Origin of the sequence: Bartonella sp. AA97HXZ, assembly GCF_042196985.1 — a bacterium.
GTDB lineage: Bacteria > Pseudomonadota > Alphaproteobacteria > Rhizobiales > Rhizobiaceae > Bartonella.
In genome coordinates this window covers 74,308-98,476 of sequence record NZ_JBHIRC010000001.1, presented here as the reverse complement: position 1 = coordinate 98,476, position 24,169 = coordinate 74,308, and the positions used below count along the sequence as shown (strand labels likewise).

Here is a 24,169-nt window from a genome sequence, read left to right as displayed (position 1 = left end):
TAAAAAGATTTGTTCCTTATGCTCTTTATACTCTATACTCTTTTGAGCCTTATCACTTTACCCTTTTCTCTTTATTTCGTCTTTTATTTCTTTCTCTAATTCTTCTTCTAAACGACACCAAATACGATTTTTTAAAATATAAACAAACCCTGCAAAAATGATTAAAAATAAAATAACACGAAAACCGGTTTTTTTACGAATTTCCATATGAGGATCGGCAGCCCACATCAAAAAAGCAGAAACATCGCGCGCATAATGTTCAATGATTTCTGGGGTTCCATCTTCATAAGTAACCATACCATCACTCAAAGGAGGAGCCATAGTTAAAGAATTACCGGCAATAAAATAAGGATTGTACCAATAACCATTCAAAATTTTTATCTCCTTCGGTGCCTTCTGATATCCTGTTAAAAGAGCTGTAATATAATCTGGACCAGCTGTATCATAATGAGTCAATGCATCAGTAATTAAAGCAGGAAACGGCAAAGATACCCCACGTGCACGTGCCATCAATGTCAAATCTGGAGGATAAGCACTATTCAAAATAAATCTTGCTTCTTCTTCATGTGAAAAGGGAGAAGGAAAATAATCCGTTGCAACCCCAGCACGTTTAAAAAATTTTCCTTCTCGATTAGGACCATCGCACACTTCATATTGCCCCGCCAAAGCTTTTATCTGTTCTTGATCATACCCAAGATCTTTTAAATTACGAAAAGCCACATATTTTAGCCCATGGCAGCTGGAACAAACTTGTTTATAAACCTTTAATCCACGCCTCAATTGCGCCTTATCATAAAGCCCAAATGGACCTGAAAAACTCCATTCTTGTTTTTTAGGAATCTGTAAAGGAAAGGAAATAAATCCCTCTTCCTGATCAGAGGCATCACTCGCTAAACTCTGAGCAGAAAAACTCATAGCAACAATAACAACCAACCCAACAAAAACATTTACCATAGTCTCTTTTTTTTCTGTTTTAAATCTTGCATAATTGAAGAAGGAAGAGAACAATTTTTTTCAAACGCTGGCAAAATCGGCAAAATAACCAAAAAAAATATAAAATAATAAACCGTAGCCAATTGTGTCCATAAAAGAATTTTGTCACTTATTTCTCTTGACCCCAACCAACCAAGAAAAACGACATCAATAACCAACGCCCAAAAGAAAATTTTATAAATAGGTCGATATCTTGCTGAACATATTTTAGAGCGGTCTAACCATGGCACAAAAATTAAAACGCAAATCGAACTGACGAATAAAACAAAGCCAACAAAGTTTGAAGAGAAAATACCGATATCAAAAGTTATAGCACGAAGCATCGCATAAAAAGGCAAAAAATACCATTCTGGAACCACACGAAGAGGTGCCTTTAAAGGATCTGCCACACTATAATTTTCAGCCTGCCCCATATAATCGGGCATATAAAACAAAAACCAGGCAAAGAAGATGAGAAAAACAGTAATAGCAAGAATATCTTTGATAAGCGCATAAGGCGAAAATGGAACCGTTTCCTTATCTGATTGTATAGCAAGACCTGTTGGATTGCCTTGCCCAACACAATGAATTGCCCAAATATGCAGCCCCACAAAAAGAAGCAAAACAAATGATAAAACATAATGGAAAACATAAAAACGATTCAACGTTGGTTGTCCTACGACATAACCACCCAGAAGTGTCTCATGCAACCATGTCCCCACCAAAGGTATCGTTTTTAAAAGCCCTGCAATCACTGAAGCCGCTGAAATAGACATCATCCCCCAAACAAGCACATAACCCAAAAATGCTATTGCCATCATGATGATATAAATAAAAATACCTGTAACCCATACCATTTCTCGCATATTTTTATAAGAACCATAATAAAGTCCACGTGCTAAATGGATATAAACAGCAATAAAAAAAAACGAAGAGCCTACACAATGCCATGGACGAAAAAGCCAACCAAACTGCCCTTCACGCCGAAATCGTTCACTAGTTTCAAAAGCCAAATGAATATCCGGAACATAATGCATAGCCAAGACAATACCAGTCAAGAGCTGTGATAAAAGCATAATGGTTAAAATACCGCCAAATGTGTAAAAGTAATTAAGATTACGCGGAACAGGAAAAATCACAAATGCATTATAAAAAAAACGAGGAAGAGGAAAACGCTTATCAAACCAACGGGCAAGAGCACTTTTAGGACAATAAGGAGGAAACCTTATCATGACTTTATCCTATTTTGAGCAAAGTATCAGAAAGAAATTGGTAAGGTGGAATAGTCAAATTATAGTTAGCTGGACCTGACCGCACTCTTCCAGCAGTATCATAAACAGACCCATGACAGGGGCACAACCATCCTCCAAATTTACCCGATTGCCCAAGTGTTACACAGCCTAGATGCGTACAAAGATTAATAACAATAAGCCAATTTTCACGTCCTTTACCTGCTGAACGCGCAAAATCTGTTGCTTCCTTTTCACCTTCAAGATTAGGATTGCGCGCTTGACGATCTTTTAGAAGTCTCAATTCAGTAGCGCGCGCATCAGCAATTTCTTTTGCCGTACGATTTCGAATAACAACAGGCTGTCCTCGCCACTTTACCGTTACTGACATCCCCTCTTCAATACCAGAAAGATCAACCTCAACAGAGGAAGATGCCAAAACAGCTTCATCTGGACGCAACTGACGGATAAAAGGCCACACAACCGCTCCCATTCCAACTGCTCCTGCAACAGCTGTTACCAAAAACAGAAAATCCCGCCTCGTTTGCTCACCCATGGACTTAACTTAAAGAGACACTTTGCTAAAATATTCTTTTACCATACCCTCTCCCATTGTACAATGCTTGATCACTCCGTTACCTCAACCATAAAAACATCCCCGTAAAAAACTCCTGCCATTTGTATGGTTTATACAAAAAACTGTTTTATAATGATAATTCATCGTTTTACAGAGTGAATGAAATCCCTAAACACCGTAAGGTTTTTTCATTTCAAACCTATTCATATTAATCAATCAAAATTACTCCCCCGCCCGTGAAAATCAGAGATAGCATGTAAATAAACACTTCTAAAGAAAGAAACATAGTCTTGTTATGACCATATCTCAGTAAACAAGTTGAGCTTATCGGTTATTTCTTTAACACATTTACAGCATCTCTCCCTCCCTCAATTCCAACTGGTTGCATGAGTATTTTTTTCGCTTCTGTTTTTGCATAAAAAGCATATTTTGTTGATTTTAATTAAAATTGATGATCTAACCTCATTAAATATCCCACTTTTCAACATAATGAGCCAATTCATTTCATGGATTGCTCAATAAAAGGAAGTCCCTAATAGGGAGCTTCTCTCTGATCCCAAACAGACCTGTATACATAACTTTTTCCCTGAAATTTAAAGGGAATAAAAATGAACCATAAAAAACATGTATTTCTCAAAGCATATTTTTCGAATAAATTGTGGTGCTTCTTTACAAAGTCGAAAGAAAAATCATATTACAGAGAACATGACACTTCATATAGCTCTTTTCCAACCTGATATTGCTGGTAATACTGGAACGATTTTACGTCTTAGCGCTTGCTTTGGTTTACATGTGCACATTATTGAACCTGCAGGCTTTAATCTGTCGGATCGTAATCTCAAACGCGCAGGATTGGATTATCTCGAATATGCTTCCTTAGAACGACACATTGATTGGCAACATTTTATAAGCTCCATGAAACACTTTAACCGCCGCCTATTGCTTTTAAGTACAAAAGCAAAAACATGCTATACGCAGATATGCTATCAAAGAAATGATGTTTTACTTTTTGGTCGTGAAACAGCTGGCGTTCCCAATTATGTTCATGAAGCGGCCGATTACACATTGAAAATTCCCATGCAACCACAGGCACGCTCTCTAAATCTCGCCATGAGCGTAGCCATAACAACAGGAGAAGCATTACGCCAAATTGGTTATCATGAAAAAAACTGTAATCTATAAAAACATAAATTATCACGAAAAACAATAATACAACATATAAAGAACAGTTAGAGCGTATAATGCCTATCATTTTCCAACCATTAAGTGCTGTTAAAATAAACATTTCTTAGTGCCCATCACATCCATTTCATATCACCTCATAGTAAAAATCCAGTGAACATCCCCCTCTTTATGGTCATACAAGGTGCAAACCGCTACCACTATTCTCTTTATTCGTTCTCATTTTCGAGAATCCTTATCTTTGAGATGATTCATAAGAGACATTTTTCCTCTCTGTAATCATTTTGCCTCACTTGTGACGTGTAAGGCAATAACTTTGATTGATGTAATATGAACAGGTTTGAAATAACCTTACAATATTGTGAACTCTTATTTTACATGAATAATGATTATTATAAATTAATATGTTGACTTAAAAAATATAAACAACAGTGAGTTTATAAACAGAAATATTATAAATCAATTTTTTCTAATAGTGCATGACGATCCATTAAAAATCCGCTTTCAATCCATATCATTTCTAGCTCTTTAAGCTTTTTTCCTAAAAGTACACCTTTCGTAAAACCTTTCTTTATTAAATCGTTACCATTAATGGGAAAAGTTGGAATTTGCCATTTTTTGGCAAATTGATAAAGCTTGACATAACCCTCTGCTTTTTGCAAAGCATCACTTTTTTCCAGATGATCAAGATGTGATGCAGCGACAGACAACGATAATTGATCTAAAACTGGCTGTCGTCCATGAAAATAAATCAGTTTTTGCACAAAATGATCAGAACAGTTTTGGTTTATTATTTCTAACTCCGCCCATTCTTTTAATCGCGTTGTTTCCTTAAGAGAAAAACGCAAGCGCTGTGCCATTTCATGAAGACGCATGGGATCAGGAGGAAGAAGGCTTTCTAGCCGTAACAATGGATCAACTTTCCAACCAAGAGCCTGTTCTGTCTTCACCAATGCGTGAATTGCATCAATGCCCCATCGTTCTGTTTCAGGAAAAATGAGTGCCAAAATTCTGCTTTGTCGCATCCATAAAAGAGCACGCGTTGGATCAAACGCCGCAAGAAGCTTTTTCATTTCTGCCCAAATACGTTCAGAAGAAAGTTTTTTTAAACCATGTTTTAAACGAACACATGCCTTCAATCCTTGCACATCAGGTCGCCCTGCTCCATACCACGCAAAAAAGCGAAAAAACCGTAAAATACGCAAATAATCTTCGCAAATACGATCTTCTGCAACCCCAATAAAACGAACTGTTCGGCTAGCAATATCACTCAAACCTCCCACATCATCATAAAGGTTGCCAGCAGCATCACAATAAAGCGCATTTATCGTAAAATCTCGCCGTTCAGCATCTTTTTTCCAATCACGACCAAATGCCACTTTTGCATGACGACCATCTGTTTCAATATCGCAGCGAAGCGTTGTAACCTCATAAGAACATGAATGAGCAACTACTGTTATTGTACCAAAAGCAATCCCTGTAGGAATAGCTTTAAATCCTGCTTCTTCTACACGTGCAATAACCTGTTGCGGCAAACAGGTTGTTGCAATATCAATATCACTAATAGGCTGCCCTAGCAGTTGATTGCGCACTGCTCCCCCTACAATACGCGCCTCTTCCCCCTCCACAGACAAAACACGAAGAAGTGTTTGGATATCACTTTGTTGTAACCACGCAACCTGTTTGAAGTTCTGTCTTATATTCACCCTTTAACCTTTCAAAAAAGTTGTCTTCATTGCTTTAAAAAACTCTCTTCATAAAACAAATTTTTTAAGACATCCCTTATAAAGCACGTCTATTCTTCCAAAGAAACTTTTCTCTTCTATACGAATATGAAAAAAAACGGCATATGATACTTCATTTCTTCTCATTTTCTGTTACAAACAATAAGATATCCATTATCATGCAGAGAAAATTACCATTTTTGCGACAAACGCCTTAAGGAAGAAATATGAGTCAACATGATCCATCATCCAATTCTATAAAAAAGGTCAATATCAATCATGAAGCTCAAGTCATTATTGATGATATTGATACGGCACACAAAGAATTGGATATTTTACAAAAAGAAATTGACAAAGTTATTTTTGGGCAAAATCAGGTAATCGAATATGCTTTAATCGCTATTTTTGCTGGTGGTCACGCCCTTCTTGTCGGTGCTCCAGGACTTGCAAAAACACGTCTTGTTGAAACATTGGGAACAGTCTTAGGGCTTGATGAAAAACGCATCCAATTCACTCCTGACTTAATGCCATCGGATATTATTGGTTCTGAAATTATGGATTCCGATAAAGACGGTAAACGTTCTTTTCGGTACATTCAAGGTCCTATTTTTACGCAACTTCTCATGGCCGATGAAATCAATCGTGCTTCCCCACGGACACAGTCAGCCCTTTTACAAGCTATGCAAGAATATCATGTTACTGTTGCAGGTAACCGTTATGATTTGCCACAACCTTTTCATGTTCTTGCAACGCAAAATCCTCTTGAACAAGAAGGGACCTATCCACTTCCTGAAGCACAACTGGATCGCTTTTTGATGCAAATCGATATTGACTATCCTGACCTCACAACAGAGCGACGGATTATTTTAGAAACAACAAAAGAAAAAAAATCAAATGCAAAACCAATTTTATCCGGCAAAAAATTGCAAAAAATTCAAAATATCGTTCGCAAAATGCCTCTTTCAGAAAGTGTGATCGAAGCTATTTTAAAAATTGTCCGCTCATCTCGCCCTCATAAAGACAATAGCCTTGCTAATACTTATGTTTCTTGGGGACCTGGTCCACGGGCATCACAAGCCCTTTCACTTTGTGTTCGCGCCCGTGCTCTTTATTATGGACGCTTAGCCCCTTCACTTGATGATGTTGAAGCATTGGCCTATCCTGTATTACAACACCGCATGGCTCTTAATTTTTCTGCCCGTGCTGAAGATATAACCGTAAAAGATATTATCAATAACCTTGTGAAAGATGCTCTTTGAATGGCACTTGGCAAAAAAGTTTTACAAAAGCCTCCATTGTCGCTGGCAAATGAACTGCATAAGGATACTGGCAAAATGCCATATTTCCTTTTACAAGCGCGTCATATCGCTAATACATTGATAACCGGGTGGCATAGACAACGTAAAAGCGGTAATGGGGAAAACTTTTGGCAATTTCGTCCCTATATGGAAGGAGAATCCATTACCCGCATTGATTGGCGTCGCTCAGCGCGTGATGAAAATACGTATCTCCGTGAACACGAATGGCAAATGACACAAACCGTTTGGCTTTGTCCTGATCAGAGCGCATCAATGCATTACTGTTCCCGCTTTTCTAAAATCTCTAAAGGTAATCATGCCATTATTCTTACCCTTACCTTGGCATCCCTTCTTGCACGCAGTGGCGAACATATTGCTATTCCTAACTTAATGTCCCCCACAATGACATCCAATGTCGTAGAACGCATAGCCTTTGCTTTAGAAAATCATTCAGATGAAAATTTATTTCCGGATTTTTCAACGATTACACGCTTTTCACATGTCATTATAATGAGTGATTTTCTCGACTATCCTGAAAAAATCATCCAATATTTAACCGTTTTAACTACAAAACAAGTGACAGCGCATTTAATTGAAATTTCTGATCCCGCAGAAGAAAGCTTTCCCTACACAGGTCACACAGAATTTTTGGATCCTGAAACGAAAGAGAAACATGTTTCCACTAAAGCAGAAGATCTTCGTAAGAGCTATTGTAAACTATATCACGCAAGGCGACAAGAATTGGTAAATTTTTGCGCACGCCAAGGATGGTCTTATCACGTTAGTACAACAGATCAACTTTTAACAGAGACCATTTTTCATCTTGCAAATACAATGAGCGACTCTCCATTGCAAAAAAGGAGGGCACTTTGAGTTTTGCTGCTCCCTTTCTGTTACTAGGGCTTTTGTTCCTACCGGTCATTTGGTGGCTGTTGCGGATAACTCCTCCATCTCCGCGTAAAGAGCTTTTTCCCCCTTTTCGCTTCTTACCCAAACCAACTCATCAACAAGAAACAGCAAAACATACACCTTGGTGGTTGCTCTTGTTGCGTTTAACCATAGCGGCACTTGTTATCATAGCTCTAGCACGGCCCACTTGGAATCAAAAACCAATAAGCTTTTCCGGATCTCAACCCCTTGCACTCATTATTGATAATGGTTGGGTTTCTGTAAAAGAATGGAAACAGCGCATCTCTATCGCTGAAATGCTCCTTGCACAGGCAGAAAAACAGCAAAAAAATATTTATCTTGTTGCAACGGCTGAAAATAATATCTCCAATATAGAGCCCCAACCAGCCAAGATTATAAAACAGCATTTAATGCATTTGCAACCGCGTCCTTGGCCTGTCAACCGTGTGCATGCCTTCAAAAAACTCAGCGAAAGAACCAAAGGAAAACCTCTTGATATTGCTTATTTAAGTGATGGATTACAAACAAATGAAGATGAGCAAGCTTTTGCTCTTCTTGAAGAATTAAAACCTAGAAACTTCTTGTGGTATTTGACTGATATTTCCGATTTAACCGGCATAACATCCATAGAAAATAACAATGGAAACATGGGCGCGCGTATTATCCGCTCAACAACACACAGTAATACTCCCGCTATACTCAGCCTTTACGATTCAAATAATCAACTTCTCGGTCAATTTACGAACAATTTCTCTGAAGGAGAAACAACAGCACTTGTTCCTTTTAATGTACCACTTGAACTACGCAATGATATCGCTTGGATAAAAATAAACAATCAAAACCATGCTGCTGCAACCTTCTTGGTAGATAGCCATAACAGGATAAGCCGTGTTGCTCTTCTCTCACCCGATACCAATGAAATGGCACAGCCTTTACTTGCTCCATTTTATTACATTATCAAAGCCTTACAAGGTCATACACAGCTTATAACAGCCGGTGGAAGAGAACTTTCAACGGATATTGATCATTTGCTTAAACAAAATCCATCTGTTTTGATTACGGGTGACATTGTTAACATACCCCCAAAAGCAGAAAAAAAACTTTCTGATTTTGTGAATAAAGGGGGAACACTCATCCGCTTTGCAGGAGAAAAACTCAGTAGCGCAGAACATTACGATAACCTTCTTCCGATACCACTGCGCCCAGGTCAACGTTCCCTTGGAAGTATTATGTCTTGGACAAAACCACAAAAGCTTGCCCCTTTTGCAAAAAATAGCTTTTTCTTTGGTCTTCCCTTTCCAGGAGATGTTACTGTCTCGCGCCAAATCCTCGCAGAACCAACCCCAGATCTTTTTGAAAAAACGTGGCTTAGCCTTTCGGATGGAACTCCTCTTGTTACCGCAGCAAAACGTGGTAAAGGAACCCTCATTCTCATTCATGTTGCTCCTGACCCAACATGGTCTAACCTTCCTCTTTCTGGCTTTTTTGCACAAATGCTGCAAAAATTAATCACATTAGGTTCTAACGAAAACACAAACCTAACACACAGAGAAAAAAGAACAGTGATACAAAACCCTTGGCGAACTATAGCCGTTGACGGACAATTACAAGTACCACCCTCTGATGTTGTTCCTTTGATCTTTGACTCTCAAAATCCACCCCATCCTTCCTACCATACTCCCCCAGGACTTTATGGTGCCAAAAACAATTTTTATGCACTCAATCTCTTAACTCATTCGTCGCACTTGATGAAACAATCATCATTGCCAACTTCTCTTAATAAAAGCCCTTTATCTTACGATACAAAAGAAAAAAATCTTATCGGTCCACTTTTAGGATTAGCCATCTTATTATTCGCCTTTGACAATTTTCTCATTTTATGGATGGGAGATATTTTTTCTTTCATGAAACGGCGTAATATGTTTCTCGTCCCCTTTATAAGTCTTATTGCCTTGTTTTCATATGATCCAACTCTTCATGCACAAACGAAAGAAAATCATCATGATAGTGTACAAGCTGCTGGCGCAACACATCTTGCCTATGTTATAACCAATAATCATGAAATTGATACAACGAGTAAAAGTGGTCTAGAAGCGTTAAGTCAATTTATCGCAGAGCGCACAATGCTTACCCTTGGCTCTGTTACAGCACTTGATCTCGATAAAGATGAACTCTCTTTTTATCCTCTTATTTACTGGCCAATTGATGTTAAGAGTCCTATACCCCCCCCCCAAAGCCTTGAAAAAATAAATAACTTTATGAAACATGGGGGAACAATTTTATTTGACACGCGCGATCAGATAAAGAGCAATCTTAATCTTGAAGGAGACGCTACTCCAGAAACGCAAAGATTACGAGATATCTTAAAAGAGTTAAATATTCCATCCATTGAGCCAGCATCAACAGATCATGTTGTTGCACGTTCTTTTTATATTATGCCAGATTTTCCTGGTCTCTACCGTGGTTCACCTTTATGGGTTGAATCCTCATCAACAAACAAAAAAAATAAAAACTCTCTTGCCAACGGCGATAACGTAAGCTCCCTTCTCATCACCGCAAATAACTTTGCTGGGGCTTGGGCACTTGATGAAAAAGGGGCATGGAAATATCCCCTTGTTCCCAATGATCCAATGCAACGTCTATGGGCATTTCGTGCAGGTTTAAATATTGTCCTTTATGTGCTTACAGGAAACTATAAAGCGGATCAAGTGCATGTTCCAGCACTCTTGGAACGCTTTAAAAGAGAAAGAAGGCAATGATATCATTTTTCACTTTTCAGCCTTTTTTACCACTCTTTTGGATTCTGCTCTTAAGCGGAATATCGATTCTTTTTGTCGTTGTTAGTCTTGTTACGCAACGGCAAGGTTCTTTATTTCGTCTGATGGCATTAAGCGCCCTTATCCTTGCTTTGCTCAATCCAATGATCATAAAAGAACAGCGCGAACCACTGAAAAGCACAGTAGGCATTGTCATTGACCGCAGCAAAAGCCAATCATTTGGAACACGTACAAATGATAGTGATGAAGCGCGCAGGCAATTAGTCGAAACACTGGCGCATTATCCACAATTTGAACCACGTTTTATTGAAGCTGGGAAACTTGCTGATAATCAATATGCGCCCTCAACGAATTTGTTTGAGACTTTAACACAAGCAGTATCTGATGTACCGCTCTCTCGTTATGCAGGAACCATTTTTATCACCGATGGACAAGTGCATGACATCCCTGACCTATCAGACCTTCATCATGAAGCACCTCTCAATGCCCTGATTACAGGATACTCAGATGAATTTGATCGCCAAATCAAGTTTATTTCTCCTCCACGCTTTGCCCTTGTCAACAAACCACAAACGCTCTCCATTTTGGTAGAAGATAAAGGCCCCGCCAAAAAAATAATATCACAGAAAGCAAATATTACACTAAGCGTCAATGGACAAGACATTGGCCATTATTCTGTAACTCCTGGCGTGATTTTTCAAACTGAAATTACCCTTCCTCATGCTGAAAAAAATATTATCCAAGTTATAACTGATCCACACAAAGGTGAACTAAGCTTTGAAAACAACCGCGCCATAACAATTATTGAAGGAATCAGAGAAAATTTACGCGTTCTTCTTATTTCAGGTGCTCCTTATAATGGAGAACGGACATGGCGAGACCTTTTGAAAGGTGACTCCAATATTGATCTTGTTCACTTTACTATTTTGCGTCCCCCCACCAAAGCAGATAATACGCCCTCAAGCCAATTATCCCTAGTGGTCTTTCCCACAAGAAAACTCTTTGTTGAAGAAATTAATAACTTTGATCTCATCATCCTTGATGGCTACCAGCACTCTACTGTTCTCCCCTTAATCTATTATGATTATATCGCCCAATATGTACAAAAGGGGGGTGCATTGTTGATGGTAACAGGACCTGAGTTTACCCAAAAAAACTCACTTGCGAAAACACCTTTAATAAGCATTCTACCGGCATTGCCCAATGGAACTATTATTGAAAAACCTTTTCGCCCCACATTAACCAAAGAAGGTGAGCGCCATCCTGTCACAAGGGGGCTTGCAACACTTAACCTTCCCGCTTCTCAATGGGGGCAATGGTTGCGACAAATTGCTATTCAAAACATAAATAACGGAATCGCCCTCATGAAAGGAGCGGATGAACAACCACTTTTACTTCTCTCGCATGTTGATAAAGGACGTGTAGGCATGTTGCTCTCTGATGAAAGTTGGCTTTGGGCACGAGGTTTCGAAGGCGGTGGTCCTTATGCTGCTCTTTATCGTCGTATTGCCCATTGGCTCATGAAAGAACCAGAACTTGAGGAAGAAAAATTAAGTGCGACCAGCAGCCATCATCATTTAACAATTCGCCGCCAAACCCTTAAAGAGCATCCAGAGCCCGCTGAAATAATCTTTCCCTCTGGAAAAAAAGAAAATATTACTCTGACCAAAGAGAAAGAAGGCCTTTTTACTGCAACTGTGACCACTGATGAGACAGGAATTTTTAACATTAAAAATGGCGGTTTAACAATACTTTCTTCTGTAGGGATGCTCGATAATCTTGAGTTGTTTGACTTGATTTCAACACAAGAAAAACTAGCCCCCATTATTAAGCACACTGGTGGCTACATCGGACGTTTACACCCTGAAGGAAAAGAAAACTTTCATCTTCCTCCATTTAAGCTGATTCAATCAAAAACAAGTCCGTCCTCTTCCCCAACACATTCAATTGTTCTGAAAGAAGCAACAGAAACCCGTTTAATCAATACCTTTTATTTTTCGATATTTTCTGGTTTTTTTGCACTGCTTGCTTGCCTTTTACTGTTGAGCAGCATGTGGTATTATGAAGGCCGTTAAAAAGTCTGAGATTTCGTATAATAGTTTTTAAATTTAGCTTATCCTTTTACGTATTTACTTGTCTTTTATAATTATATAACGTATTGATTTATAACTCAAAATACAGTGGAATTCTCCTTATTTCCAATGTCCTCATATTAAAAAAATAAAAAAACATTCTCTTGCGTATTATTAGAAGAGATGCTGTATGGATAGAAAACATCGAAGAAAAGAGTGAAATACCTCTTATGAATCCTCTTAAAACAAAGCAAGGATTTTCATAAAATTGGGGGAAAATAGTATGATGTTTTTTATTTGCACCTTGTATAAGCGTAGAGATGGTAGTGTACAGTAAGCCCTATATAGTTCACAGAAGCTTTCTATTATAGCATCAAATACCGGTCGTGAAATTAGCTCAAACACATTGAGAAATGTTTTTTTTACAAATATGTGAATGTATAACACAATGATATTTTATTAGGGATATTCTATTTAGAACATCCCGCTTGAGACATTCTTTTTTGCAAGCTAATTTTCATTTACAATCTTTCTTGCCTTTAAGCACTAACTTATCTTATGTTTATTCTTTAAATCGTTTTTAATACTCTACGAGCTTTTATGTTTTATCTTGCCCATATATCGGATGTACATCTTTCCCCTCTCCCGCAACCTTCCCTTTTTGAACTTTCTGGGAAACGTCTTACCGGTTATCTGAACTGGCAAAAAAAACGTAAGAGTCAGATGGCAACAGATGTCCTAGAAACTTTAATAGATGCCTTGAACAAAACAAAACCTGATCACCTTGTGATCTCTGGTGATCTTGTAAATCTTGCTCTCGATAAAGAATTTGTACAAGCTCATCGTTGGCTACTTAACCTAGGAAAACCTCAAGATATTTCTTTGACATTTGGAAATCACGATGCCTATGTCCGCGGCGCTTTACAAAAAGCATGCACTCTCTTTAAACCTTGGATTACAGGTGACATCCCTCAAAAAAGTGCCTTTCCTTATATGCGCATTCGCAAAGATGTTGCCATCATAGCAGCTTCTTCAGCCATTGCGACATTGCCTTTTCAAGCTTCTGGCTATTTTGGTAAAATGCAAGCGCAAACTTTACCGCTCTTTTTAAAGGAAGCAGCACAGCGCAACCTTTTTCGTGTCGTCATGATTCACCACCCCCCCTTTCCAAAGGCCACGTCTTGGCATAAAAAACTACGGGATATAAAACGTTTTCTAGACGTTATCAAATACCACGGTTGTGAGCTTATTCTTCACGGACATACTCATTTACCCACATTGAATTACATTGAAGGACCAATTAAAAAAATTCCTATTGTTGGTGTTCCTTCCGCATCACAAGCTTTTGGTGATAAAAAAACCCCCGCAGGCTTTAATTTATTTTCCATTGAACGCTTACAAAATCAATGGCATTGCCAATTAAAACGTTATAGCATTATCAACCCCAAAAACGAGATTGCATGTACTGAAACAATTAATCTTTAAACACCTTCATAGTTGCCCAAACAACAAAAAATAAAAATATTTTTATTTCATATCCCTTTGGAAATCATAATTCTTATTTCCCTTTTTCTCCTTAAAAGATAAAGTTTCACCTTCTCTGTCAATAGATCAATTTTTCTCAGACAGTTCCATCTGCTGCCCCACTTATGTGACTAGCTTTTTACAAACTTATCGGTTTTCTTCCTTCCCGCTCTAAAGGACGAAAATTCTACCACATCTGATTTATAAATAATTCGGATTCTTGTCTCACGGGTTCCAGCCGCTAATTGCGCATGTGATTTACTTCACAAAGCTCTACACATAAACCCTGCTTTGAATTTCATCATCCACTCCTCCAAAAGCATCTAATGCGTAAAATCCTTATATTATTACAATGATGATATTTTATAGAATAATAGAGACGCTCATTCAGCTTCTATACCTGAAAATCAATGGCTAAAAAAGCCAAATAATAACTAAAGTATATAATTTAAATAACCCAACCTACTTGTGATTCATAAACAAATGATGTTGATTGATTTATCGTAAATAGATTTGAAATGATCCATTACTATTTCACTCAAAATTTATTATCATACATTTAAAAAATTAGGAGAATAATAGATTATATTTCGATAACAGACATAGGTAATAATGTTTTTTATGTCTCAATAAATTCCTAATTTTCTCTCTATTTTTTCCTATAAATCACTTTATAATACTCTTTATAATTATTTTATTATTGAGTTATATTGCGGATGTAATTTTACGTTCTTTAGAATTTTTTGCGAGCTTTTTGTTATTAAATAAAATATTTTACGATACCGCAAAACAGAAAAGTTGATTGTATGAAAGATCTTTCAAATAAAATAAAATGCCATTAGCTTGCCAATTCACATGTTGGTTTAAAAAGCATCTTTTAAAGCACCCAAACCCATTTCCCGACGGTACCTATGAATGATGTAATGTTAAGTCCATTTAGCAACACCATCTTCACGTTTATGGAAAAGCAAGCTAGTATCAAAATCTCACACTTTGCCACCCCCTAATGTAGCGACAGCCTTTAGCACTTAAAATGGTTCATAAGAAGCATTTTTATTCTTTCTTTAATGTTTTTATCTCACGACGCCCCCTCTTTTTGACGTGCAAAAGACATGGTTTTGATCGGTTCAATATGGTATAGGTTTAAAATGAGAAAATCTTATGACACTTGGGTCTCTCACTCAACATGACAAAAAGTAATTTATGTTTACAAATCAAAGTATTGTTCGAATAAAATAGTAGCTCTTTTGAGTAAAGGATATTTACTAGAACATATCTGAAAAATAAAAGCCTCATTCGAAAATGAGACTTTTGAAGTGTTTAATTCTGCAAAAAATTAAAATTTATAAGCTACACCCACACGAAAATCATTTGTCTTGTAGCCCATTTCAAATTTATCCTGTATGAACTTCTTTTTGCCAAAATCTGAATAACGATATTCTGCACGTACAATAATATTATCAGTCATTGCAAAATCAATACCACCTCCAAGGGTATAACCAATCATGGTCTTTTTTTCATCATGCAACCAATCAGAAAAATCAACTTCTCCACTTTTGCTATCAGCTACTGCCGCAAAAATATTCTGAAGCTGCGTATAAGCAATCCCTCCAGAAATATAAGGCATCATACGCTCAATCGCAAAACCAACTCTCACCCGTGTAGCACCAGCCCATTTTTGTTTTAAAGTATGACGTACAGCTTTAATAGGTGTTGTCGAATCCTCCTCATGCAAATCTCTTGTTAGACTTGTTTTTTCTACAAGTTTTGGTGTTTCTTCAGTTGGACTTTTTTTCGGTAGATTGACATCTTTAGAATCCTTTTTACCAAACCACATAATATCTGTATCAATACCTATAATAAAACTATTATCGATATCAATATTGGAACCTGCATAAACTCCCCCGATAAAACCAGAAAGTTTAGGTAAATTCTCCTTTCCAATTGGATTCCATATCCCTGTCTCATGTTTTAAATAACTTGCAGTCGTTTTACCTGAAAAGTTACCAATCTGTCCTCCAAGATAAAATCCTGTCCAAGACAAAGCAGGTGCTGGAATAACAGGAACAGGTTGTTCAGGAATAACGATATCCGACGCCTGTACTACAGAAATTGAAATTAAAGAAAATATAGATGTTGAGGCTAAATACTTTGTAATCATAATTGCTCCCCTAAAAGCTAATGTGATACATAAATAATGGTAAATCGTTTCACAATTTTTTGAAAAAATCTATAGCAAAAATGACACAGTTAAAAAATTAAAATTAGTTTTAAATAAAGCTTAAATATTATTTATAATTTCCAGAAGCTATTAATCTATAGCATCTTTTATAGCTTCATATTGATCATTATTATCTGAAATTATATAAATAATTATAATGTCAATTTTTTGAAAAAATGAGATAACGCTCATAAAAAATATGATTAACTAAATTAATCACTCATCGCTTTTTGTATAAAGAATGATACCTAGAATGGAGAATTTTTTCATCACACTTGAAAAAACAGTAGAGAACTTCACTCTAACCCTCTCAAGCGTCTATGAAATGAAAGACAAAAATTAATATATAAAAATGGAATTAATAATTTTTATTTATTCTTATAGAATTATTTTAATATTTCATGATTTTTGTAAAAACTGAACAGACCAATTGCCCAGTTTCTGCAATTAATTTTTCCACACGAAGCAAATCAGGTTCCCCAACACTATTCAACAAAAGATCACTTAATCTAGGTGGCATGTCATTGGGATCAAGAGAATCATTTAAGCAAAGCCGTATAATTTGACTCAAATTTGTATAAAGACGATAGGCATAATGTAAATCAGCAATACATGACTGATTAAGAAAACTGTTTGGTAAGTGATCTAAAATATCCGCTGTCGTCGCTCCAATTTGAAACGCCATGACATGCGTAATAAGAGAAAATTGAGCAATAAACTCCAAATCCATAATGCCACCAGACATCGTTTTTAAATCCCATTGATTTTTTGGCGGCTTTTCTTTTGCAATCAAGGCACGCATTTCACATACTTCTTTTGCAACTTCCTTCTTATCACGAGAAATAGCAATAATTGCATACACTTCATTTTCTAGCTTTTGTAAAAAATCAGGGTCTCCTGCAATGCCTCGAGCCCTTGTTAAAGCAAGATATTCCCATATCCATGCTTCTTGGCGATAATACTTTTTAAAAAATGGAAAAGAAACAGCAATAGGTCCTTTATTGCCTAATGGCCGTAACCTTAAATCAACGACATAAAGAATACCTTGGCTTGTAAGAGTGGATAAAGCAGAAACGAGGCGTTGTGCTAAACGCGTATAATATTGAGAGATATAAAGAGGCTTTTCTCCATCAGATATTTCTGCATCATCATCGTGTTCATAAAGCAAAACGAGGTCAACATCGGAATCTGCTGTTAATTCGCGACTTCCAAGCTTCCCCATACCCAATATGCCAACACGCCCCCCTTTAATACGACCATGAAGACGAGAAAATTCCTCTTGAACGGTAGCAAATGTTTTTGTAATCATAAGATCAGCAAGCGCAGTAAAAGCAAAACCCGCTCTTTCTCCTGTAATTGTACCGTTTAAAATTCGAATACCAATCAAAAAACGTTGTTCATCTGCAAAAATCCTTAAATGGTCAAGAATTTCCTCATAAGAAAGAACATTTTCAAGAAAATATTCAAGCCGTTTTTCTAAGTACGTTTTGGTCGGTAATTCTGAAAGAATATTCGGATCTAACATTCCATCAAAAACATGGGATCTGCGTGTAATAATTTCTGCAAGACGTGGAGCAGCACCCATAATAAGGACAAGCATATCCAAAAGAGAGGGATTAGACTGCAAAAGACTAAAAAGCTGAATTCCTGAAGGTAAGCCCTGTAAAAAACCATCAAAACGCAACATCGCCTCATCAGCTCGTTTTGTCCCACCAAAAGCTTTCAAAAGAGCTGGTGTTAATTCCGTTAATCTCTCGCGTGCTTCGGCTGATTGCGTTGCTTTATAACGACCAAAATGGAGCGTGCGCATAATACGACAAATATCACTTGCTCTTTCGAAGCCTAAACGGCTTAACGTTATTAATGTCTCCGGATCATCTTCTTCACCGGTAAAAACTAAATTACCAATTTCTAAACCAAGTTCTTGCTCATTCTCAAACAGTGCTGCATAATGTTTTTCAACAACCTGAAGTGTTTTTAATAAATCACGGATAAAATTGCTACTGTCTTGATAACCCATTAAATAGGCAACACTTGTGAATTGAGCAGTATCATTTGGAAGAAGATGTGTTTGTTCATCGAAAAGCATTTGAATACGATGTTCCACATTTCGAAGAAAAGCATAACTTTTTATAAGGCTATTTCTCGTTTTCTCACTGATCCAACCAAGCGTGTGAAGTTCTGCTAACATTGCAACTGTCTGACGTCCACGTAATTGAGGAAAACGTCCACCAGCAATGAGCTGCTGTGTCTGAACAAAAAACTCAATCTCACGAATACCACCACGACCTAACTTTATATTATGCCCATAAGCTGCAATTTGACCGTAATTTTTATGCGCATGAATTTGACGTTTGATCGAATGAATATCAGCAATAGCAGCATAATCTAAATATTTCCGCCACACATAGGGAAAAAGCTCTTTGAGAAAGTTAAAACCTGCCCTCTTATCACCAGCAACTGGACGTGCTTTAATCATGGCTGCTCGTTCCCAATTTTGCCCACGCCCTTCGTAATAACGCAATGCAGTCCTTACTGGTAAGGCCAAAGGGGTTGAACCTGGATCTGGACGAAGACGAAAATCAAGACGAAAAACATATCCTTCCGCAGTGCGTTCTTGAATGATACGGATTAATCGGCGTACCATTTTAGAAAATACGTCAACACTTTCAGAAAGATTACCAATATGAGGTGATGTTTCATCAATGAAAACAATAAGATCAATATCAGAAGAATAATTAAGTTCCCCTGCTCCTAACTTTCCCATCCCTAAAATAATTAAACCACAGTCTTTTTCTGGATTCTCACGGCTTAATAAATTGATCTTACCATGATCATGCGCTTCTCTTAATAGAAAACGTAGTGCTACACTTAATGCTGCTTCGCCCAAACGTGTCAACCAAGCACATGAAACTTCGTAAGTAAAAACACCACCCAAATCAGCTAAAGCAATAAGAACATGCGCTTCTCGTTTTTTGCGCCTTAAAGCAGCCATCAATGAAGTTTCATTTATAGCTTCATCCTTATCAATAGCTGTAATATCATCTATAATTTCGCTCAGCCTTGTTTCTATATCAACATTTAATAAAGCACTAAGATATGATGGGTTGGCAATTAAAACCTCACGCAAAAAAGGAGATAAGGTCATAACCGAACTGATAAAATCAATCTGCGTTCCACTCTCTGAAATGATGGAAACAAGCGATTCTAAACCTTCTTTCCTTGCTTGTTCTTCCATGTCTTTTAACCATTGGGAACCACTTTTATCGAGAGGACATAAAGGGAGAAGCTGTGTTTTTAAAAAAGCTTGTTTCATCTGTGCTCCCTTGAAAAGCATTTTGCTTTCCTTTCTATTGCTTTATACTTTTAAAATAGTTGTTACGTATGAAAAGTGAAGAAAAATATCTTTAAGGAAATAACAAAACAGCCCTAAGCCCTGGATTTGCATTTTCAAGTAACAATTCACCCCCGTGAAGCTTCATAACCGCTTTTGCTATACTTAAACCAATCCCAAACCCAGGTTGTGTGCGGCTTTCTTCAAGACGAACAAATCGTTCTGTCACTTTTTCACGTTTATCCTCTGCTATTCCTGGTCCATTATCGCTCACAACAACTAATAAATGTTCATCACGATATTCCATTGATAAGCAAACCTTCGCTTGCCTTCCACCTTTAGGCGCATATTTAATTGCATTATCTATAAGATTAAAAATTGATTGCGCAACAAGCTCACGATTCAATTTTAGCTCTTTATCAAATATATCTCCCAACTGAAGTAAAACACCTGACTCTTCAGCAAAAGGTTCGTAAAGCTCAACAGCATCCTCAAGGATCAGTTTCATATTAATCATTTCAAGATGTTCAATTGCACTGCTGGCCTCAATACGTGAAATCATTAAAATCGCATTGAACGTACAAATAAGTTGATCTGATTCTGCAATAACCCTATCAAGGACCTGACGATATTCAAGCTTTGTCTTATTTCCTGAAAGCGCTTCTTCAGCGCGATTTCTAAGACGCGTTAACGGCGTTTTCAGATCATGAGCAATATTATCTGATACTTGACGTAAACCAATATTTAACTCTTCAATGCGGTCTAACATAACATTAAGATTGGTTGACAATCGATCAAACTCATCCCCTACTCCAGAAACAGGTAAACGCCCACTGAAATCACCATCCATCAAGCGCTGTGATGCAGCCGTTACATGATCAATCCTTTGTAAAGCTCTCCTGCCAACAAAAAACCATATAAGTAAAGCGCCTCCAACCATTGCAGCAAGTGCAATGATCACAGCTTTGCGAATAACAACAGCAAAACGTTCTGGCTCATCCAAATCACGTCCTATAAGAATCTTCATAGCATTAGGTAAATCAACAATAACCGCCAAAGCGCGATGTTCACTTGTTTTGCCATGTTCTCCAAAACGGGAATACAAAAAAGAGGTAGAAATAAAACCACTCTGATTCAAAAGACCTAATTCAATACGTGCTACATTTCCAGCTAAAATACGCCCCATAGAATCTGTAACAAGATAAAGAAATGCTCCTGGTTGTCTTGAACGATAATCAATAGTGCGCATTAATAAGGATAATCCCCCATAATTATAAGCATTTTCAATATACTTTAATTCTTCATGTAAAGCCTGTTCAGTTTGCTCTGTTAACAATGAAGCAGAAAATGCCGTCATATAAATAGAAAGTCCTGTTGCCACCAATCCAAACAATAAAATGTAAAGTGCTGAAAGCCTTAGCGCCGTCGTGCGCATTATATTAATCAAACGATTCATGCTTTGTTATCTGGTACTTTCAGCATATATCCAGCTCCACGCACTGTATGGAGAAGGGGAACATCAAAATCTTTTTCAATTTTGGCTCTCAAACGAGAGATATGGACATCAATGACATTCGTTTGTGGATCAAAATGGTAATTCCAAACGTTTTCCAAAAGCATAGTGCGTGTAACAACCTGCCCCGCATAACGCATCAAATATTCAAGTAAACGAAACTCTCGTGGTTGCAATAGAATGTTTCTATCACCTCGTTTTACCGTATGTGCTAACCGATCAAGCTCAAGATTACCTACACAGTAAACAGTTTCTGCTTCTTTAGGATTTTTCCGCCGTTGTAAAACTTCAACACGCGCAAGAAGTTCAGAAAAAGCATAAGGCTTTGTTAAATAATCATCTCCCCCTGCACGCAGCCCCGTTACACGATCATTAACTTGCCCTAAAGCAGACAGAATAAGAACCGGTGTTTCATTGCCTTTAGCGCGCAATTCAGCAATAATAGAAAGACCATCACGATGCAAAAGCATTCGGTCAACAACCATAACGTCATAATTTTCCGTGGTTGCTAAAGCGTATCCCGTATCTCCATCATAAGCAACATCAACAGAATGCCCTACTTCCAAAAATGCTTTTTCGAGATAATGCCCCGTCTCATGATCATCTTCAATAACGAGTATCTTCATAAAACGTATCTCCATTATTTTATTATGTTGTAGGACAAATGTTTAATAAACATTTGTCCTACAACTAAAGCCTTATTTTTTGAAAATTGGAAGAGCAACAAAACGATTTTGATCATTTGTTCGCACTTGTAAGAGTATAGCCTTTCGTCCTAACTGCTGAGCATTTTTGATTGTGTTAATAATATCAGAGACTCGTTTAACTGGTTTATTATTTACTGTCACAATGATATCACCAGGGCGTATCCCTTTATCTGCAGCATCTGAATCGGTATCGACATCCGTTACGACAACCCCTACACCATCATCAGAAGGCATAACAATCAAACCATAATCTTCCAATGTTTCATCTAAATCACTCTGTCCATTTGAATATTTTGAAGTCTCTTTCTTACTTTCGTCTTCAGACATTGAAGCGAGTTTAACCTTTATACTCTCCTCCTTACCTGATCTCCAAATCCCTATGGTTACCATTTCTCCTGGTTTAATATTTGCAATACGTTTCGCCAGCTCACGCGCATCAGCAACTTTTTCATTATTCACTGAAATAATTACATCACCCGCTTTAATACCAGCCTTTTCTGCCGGTCCTTTTAACGGATCAGTAACCAAAGCACCTTTGGCTTCTTTCAATCCTATTGAATCGGAAATCTCCTTTGTTACCGGCTGAATCTGAACACCTAACCAACCACGTTGAACTGAACCTTTTTCAATAAGTTGTTGTACAACCTGTTTTACAGTCGCTGCTGGAATAGCAAAAGCAATCCCAACATTTCCTCCAGAAGGAGAAAAAATTGCTGTATTAACCCCAACAACCTTTCCATTAAGATCAAACGTTGGACCACCAGAGTTTCCTCTATTAACAGCAGCATCAATCTGAATAAAATCATCGTACACACCAGTGCCAATATCACGTCCACGTGCAGAAACAATACCTGCTGTCACAGTTCCACCAAGACCAAATGGATTCCCAATGGCAACAACCCAATCCCCAACACGAAGCTTTGAATCATCACCAAAATCAACATAAGAAAATTTTCTTTTATCATTCACTTTTAATACGGCAAGGTCGGTTTTTGGGTCTTTCCCAATGAGCTTTGCGTTCAATTCTGTACCATCATCAAGAACAACAGTATAACTTGTTCCGTCAGAAATCACATGATCATTGGTCACAATGTAACCATCAGATGAAATAAAAAAACCCGATCCAAAAGCAACAGGACGGAGTCTCTGCGATTGGTGCGGAAATTTATTTTTAGGTTTATCAAAATCATAAAACTCTTTAAAAAATCTTTTTAAAGGATGCTGATCTGGTAATTGATCAAGTCCTGGACCACTAAAAAAGTTGCTAAAGAACCTATCTTCTTTCTTTTTATTGCTCTTTACTTGTACTGCCACAACGGCTGGTTTCACTTGAGCAACAATATCGGCAAATCCCTGTTGTTGCATTAACGAAGTAAATACAGAACTTGCATGAGCCTTTGTCATCCACAAGCTTGATGTACATCCACTAAAAAACAGTGCACTTTCCAATATCGCAGAAAAACTCACTGCGACAAATGTTTTAAAGAAAGCCTTTTTAACCATTTATTCTATGCTCCTATTCAATCATACCTTTATTTCAATTCCGATCACTTATAAAATACCAGACCTTACCATTTTCTGTCTAAATTATTAAAGTTTTGTAAGGTTTCAGTATTCCCTAATATAATTACAATAAGATTGTCTGCTCATTGCAGATGATCTGATTTTTTCTTTTATGTAACATTTTTTTAATGCAATGACATTTTTGACTGTTCTTTTTCATTCACATAACGCATGATTATTCCGTTTGAAGTGGAAAAATATGATACTTACGCCAATGATAATAATGATCAAAGGCGAGAACCATAAAAACCAAGTTATCTTATTCAATGGTGGTTTCAAGAGAATAAATTCACCATATCGCTCAACAAGAAAGTCAGTGACTTGCTGATTACTATAGCCCATTTTTAGCCTTTCCCGAATTAAAAGCCGTAAATCACGTGCTAAAGCAGCATCTGAATCATCAATTGATTGATTTTGACAAACCGGACAACGTAAATGCGATGAAATATGGCGTGCTCGCGCTTCAAGAATCTTATCCTTTAAAATCTCATCCGGCTCTACTGCTATTGCTAATCGAAAAGGAAATGTTGCAATTAAAAAAAATACAATCCAAAGAATTTTTTTCAT

The 24,169-nt window shown here is 37.3% G+C and carries 16 protein-coding genes; 6 read left to right on the top strand and 10 right to left on the bottom strand.

Features of this window, described 5'->3' with window-relative positions:
• Positions 1–57 precede the first annotated feature (57 nt).
• From ACFINE_RS00410 to petA, 3 genes are read right to left on the bottom strand one after another with little or no spacing between them, the layout of a single operon-like run.
• Positions 58–954, bottom strand: coding sequence for a cytochrome c1 (locus tag ACFINE_RS00410; protein WP_375620693.1), 897 nt, complete (start codon positions 952–954; stop codon positions 58–60).
• Positions 948–2,204: a cytochrome bc complex cytochrome b subunit gene (locus tag ACFINE_RS00405; protein WP_375620692.1), complete on the bottom strand. Its 1,257-nt coding sequence runs from the start codon at positions 2,202–2,204 to the stop codon at positions 948–950. The genes ACFINE_RS00410 and ACFINE_RS00405 overlap by 7 nt, the downstream gene beginning before the upstream one ends.
• A gap of 4 nt (positions 2,205–2,208) precedes the next feature.
• Positions 2,209–2,757 carry a ubiquinol-cytochrome c reductase iron-sulfur subunit gene (gene petA, locus ACFINE_RS00400; protein WP_375620691.1) on the bottom strand — a complete coding sequence of 183 codons (549 nt, stop codon included), beginning with the start codon at positions 2,755–2,757 and terminating at the stop codon, positions 2,209–2,211.
• Positions 2,758–3,483: 726 nt separating this feature from the next.
• Here petA and ACFINE_RS00395 point away from each other — a divergent pair.
• Positions 3,484–3,960 (top strand): tRNA (cytidine(34)-2'-O)-methyltransferase, encoded by a 477-nt coding sequence (locus ACFINE_RS00395; protein ID WP_375620690.1) that lies wholly within the window; start codon positions 3,484–3,486, stop codon positions 3,958–3,960.
• A gap of 452 nt (positions 3,961–4,412) precedes the next feature.
• Here ACFINE_RS00395 and ACFINE_RS00390 read toward each other — a convergent pair whose 3' ends face one another.
• Positions 4,413–5,666 carry a CCA tRNA nucleotidyltransferase gene (locus ACFINE_RS00390; RefSeq protein WP_375620689.1) on the bottom strand — a complete coding sequence of 418 codons (1,254 nt, stop codon included), beginning with the start codon at positions 5,664–5,666 and terminating at the stop codon, positions 4,413–4,415.
• 245 nt (positions 5,667–5,911) lie between these two features.
• Between ACFINE_RS00390 and ACFINE_RS00385 the strand changes: the two genes are divergently transcribed.
• The 5 genes from ACFINE_RS00385 to ACFINE_RS00365 all read left to right on the top strand — a co-directional run bounded on the left by ACFINE_RS00385 (position 5,912) and on the right by ACFINE_RS00365 (position 14,225).
• Complete coding sequence (locus ACFINE_RS00385; RefSeq protein ID WP_375612988.1) at positions 5,912–6,943, top strand: AAA family ATPase; 1,032 nt, start codon at positions 5,912–5,914, stop codon at positions 6,941–6,943.
• Positions 6,944–7,855, top strand: coding sequence for a DUF58 domain-containing protein (locus ACFINE_RS00380; protein WP_375620688.1), 912 nt, complete (start codon positions 6,944–6,946; stop codon positions 7,853–7,855).
• Positions 7,852–10,650 carry a DUF4159 domain-containing protein gene (locus ACFINE_RS00375; RefSeq protein ID WP_375620687.1) on the top strand — a complete coding sequence of 933 codons (2,799 nt, stop codon included), beginning with the start codon at positions 7,852–7,854 and terminating at the stop codon, positions 10,648–10,650. The genes ACFINE_RS00380 and ACFINE_RS00375 overlap by 4 nt, the downstream gene beginning before the upstream one ends.
• Complete coding sequence (locus ACFINE_RS00370) at positions 10,647–12,743, top strand: glutamine amidotransferase (RefSeq protein ID WP_375620686.1); 2,097 nt, start codon at positions 10,647–10,649, stop codon at positions 12,741–12,743. The genes ACFINE_RS00375 and ACFINE_RS00370 overlap by 4 nt, the downstream gene beginning before the upstream one ends.
• Before the next feature lie 597 nt (positions 12,744–13,340).
• Positions 13,341–14,225, top strand: coding sequence for a metallophosphoesterase family protein (locus tag ACFINE_RS00365; RefSeq protein WP_375620685.1), 885 nt, complete (start codon positions 13,341–13,343; stop codon positions 14,223–14,225).
• Positions 14,226–15,600: 1,375 nt separating this feature from the next.
• On the opposite strand, the gene ACFINE_RS00360 is transcribed toward ACFINE_RS00365, so the two are convergent.
• From ACFINE_RS00360 to ACFINE_RS00335, 6 genes are all read right to left on the bottom strand, one after another.
• Positions 15,601–16,425, bottom strand: a complete 825-nt coding sequence (locus tag ACFINE_RS00360; RefSeq protein WP_375620684.1) for an outer membrane protein — start codon at positions 16,423–16,425, stop codon at positions 15,601–15,603.
• Positions 16,426–16,876: 451 nt separating this feature from the next.
• Entirely contained in the window at positions 16,877–19,801 is a 2,925-nt protein-coding gene (locus tag ACFINE_RS00355; RefSeq protein ID WP_375620683.1) for a bifunctional [glutamine synthetase] adenylyltransferase/[glutamine synthetase]-adenylyl-L-tyrosine phosphorylase, read from the bottom strand.
• 91 nt (positions 19,802–19,892) lie between these two features.
• Entirely contained in the window at positions 19,893–21,275 is a 1,383-nt protein-coding gene (locus ACFINE_RS00350; protein ID WP_375620682.1) for an ATP-binding protein, read from the bottom strand.
• Positions 21,272–21,958, bottom strand: a complete 687-nt coding sequence (locus ACFINE_RS00345; protein ID WP_273791552.1) for a response regulator transcription factor — start codon at positions 21,956–21,958, stop codon at positions 21,272–21,274. Before ACFINE_RS00345 ends, ACFINE_RS00350 begins: the two co-directional genes overlap by 4 nt.
• A 72-nt stretch (positions 21,959–22,030) precedes the next feature.
• Positions 22,031–23,542 carry a Do family serine endopeptidase gene (locus ACFINE_RS00340; protein WP_375611163.1) on the bottom strand — a complete coding sequence of 504 codons (1,512 nt, stop codon included), beginning with the start codon at positions 23,540–23,542 and terminating at the stop codon, positions 22,031–22,033.
• Positions 23,543–23,758: 216 nt separating this feature from the next.
• Positions 23,759–24,169, bottom strand: coding sequence for a cytochrome c-type biogenesis protein CcmH (locus ACFINE_RS00335; RefSeq protein ID WP_375611162.1), 411 nt, complete (start codon positions 24,167–24,169; stop codon positions 23,759–23,761).

Excerpts from the sequence above, each read along its gene's own strand:
- ACFINE_RS00410 (WP_375620693.1), bottom strand. The coding sequence starts at position 954 with ATGGTAAATGTTTTTGTTGGGTTGGTTGTTATTGTTGCTATGAGTTTT.
- petA (WP_375620691.1), bottom strand. The coding sequence starts at position 2,757 with ATGGGTGAGCAAACGAGGCGGGATTTTCTGTTTTTGGTAACAGCTGTT.
- ACFINE_RS00345 (WP_273791552.1), bottom strand. The coding sequence starts at position 21,958 with ATGAAGATACTCGTTATTGAAGATGATCATGAGACGGGGCATTATCTC.
- ACFINE_RS00395 (WP_375620690.1), top strand. The coding sequence starts at position 3,484 with ATGACACTTCATATAGCTCTTTTCCAACCTGATATTGCTGGTAATACT.
- ACFINE_RS00385 (WP_375612988.1), top strand. The coding sequence starts at position 5,912 with ATGAGTCAACATGATCCATCATCCAATTCTATAAAAAAGGTCAATATC.
- ACFINE_RS00355 (WP_375620683.1), bottom strand. The coding sequence starts at position 19,801 with ATGAAACAAGCTTTTTTAAAAACACAGCTTCTCCCTTTATGTCCTCTC.
- ACFINE_RS00350 (WP_375620682.1), bottom strand. The coding sequence starts at position 21,275 with ATGAATCGTTTGATTAATATAATGCGCACGACGGCGCTAAGGCTTTCA.
- ACFINE_RS00365 (WP_375620685.1), top strand. The coding sequence starts at position 13,341 with ATGTTTTATCTTGCCCATATATCGGATGTACATCTTTCCCCTCTCCCG.
- ACFINE_RS00405 (WP_375620692.1), bottom strand. The coding sequence starts at position 2,204 with ATGATAAGGTTTCCTCCTTATTGTCCTAAAAGTGCTCTTGCCCGTTGG.
- ACFINE_RS00340 (WP_375611163.1), bottom strand. The coding sequence starts at position 23,542 with ATGGTTAAAAAGGCTTTCTTTAAAACATTTGTCGCAGTGAGTTTTTCT.
- ACFINE_RS00360 (WP_375620684.1), bottom strand. The coding sequence starts at position 16,425 with ATGATTACAAAGTATTTAGCCTCAACATCTATATTTTCTTTAATTTCA.
- ACFINE_RS00380 (WP_375620688.1), top strand. The coding sequence starts at position 6,944 with ATGGCACTTGGCAAAAAAGTTTTACAAAAGCCTCCATTGTCGCTGGCA.
- ACFINE_RS00370 (WP_375620686.1), top strand. The coding sequence starts at position 10,647 with ATGATATCATTTTTCACTTTTCAGCCTTTTTTACCACTCTTTTGGATT.
- ACFINE_RS00335 (WP_375611162.1), bottom strand. The coding sequence starts at position 24,169 with ATGAAAAAAATTCTTTGGATTGTATTTTTTTTAATTGCAACATTTCCT.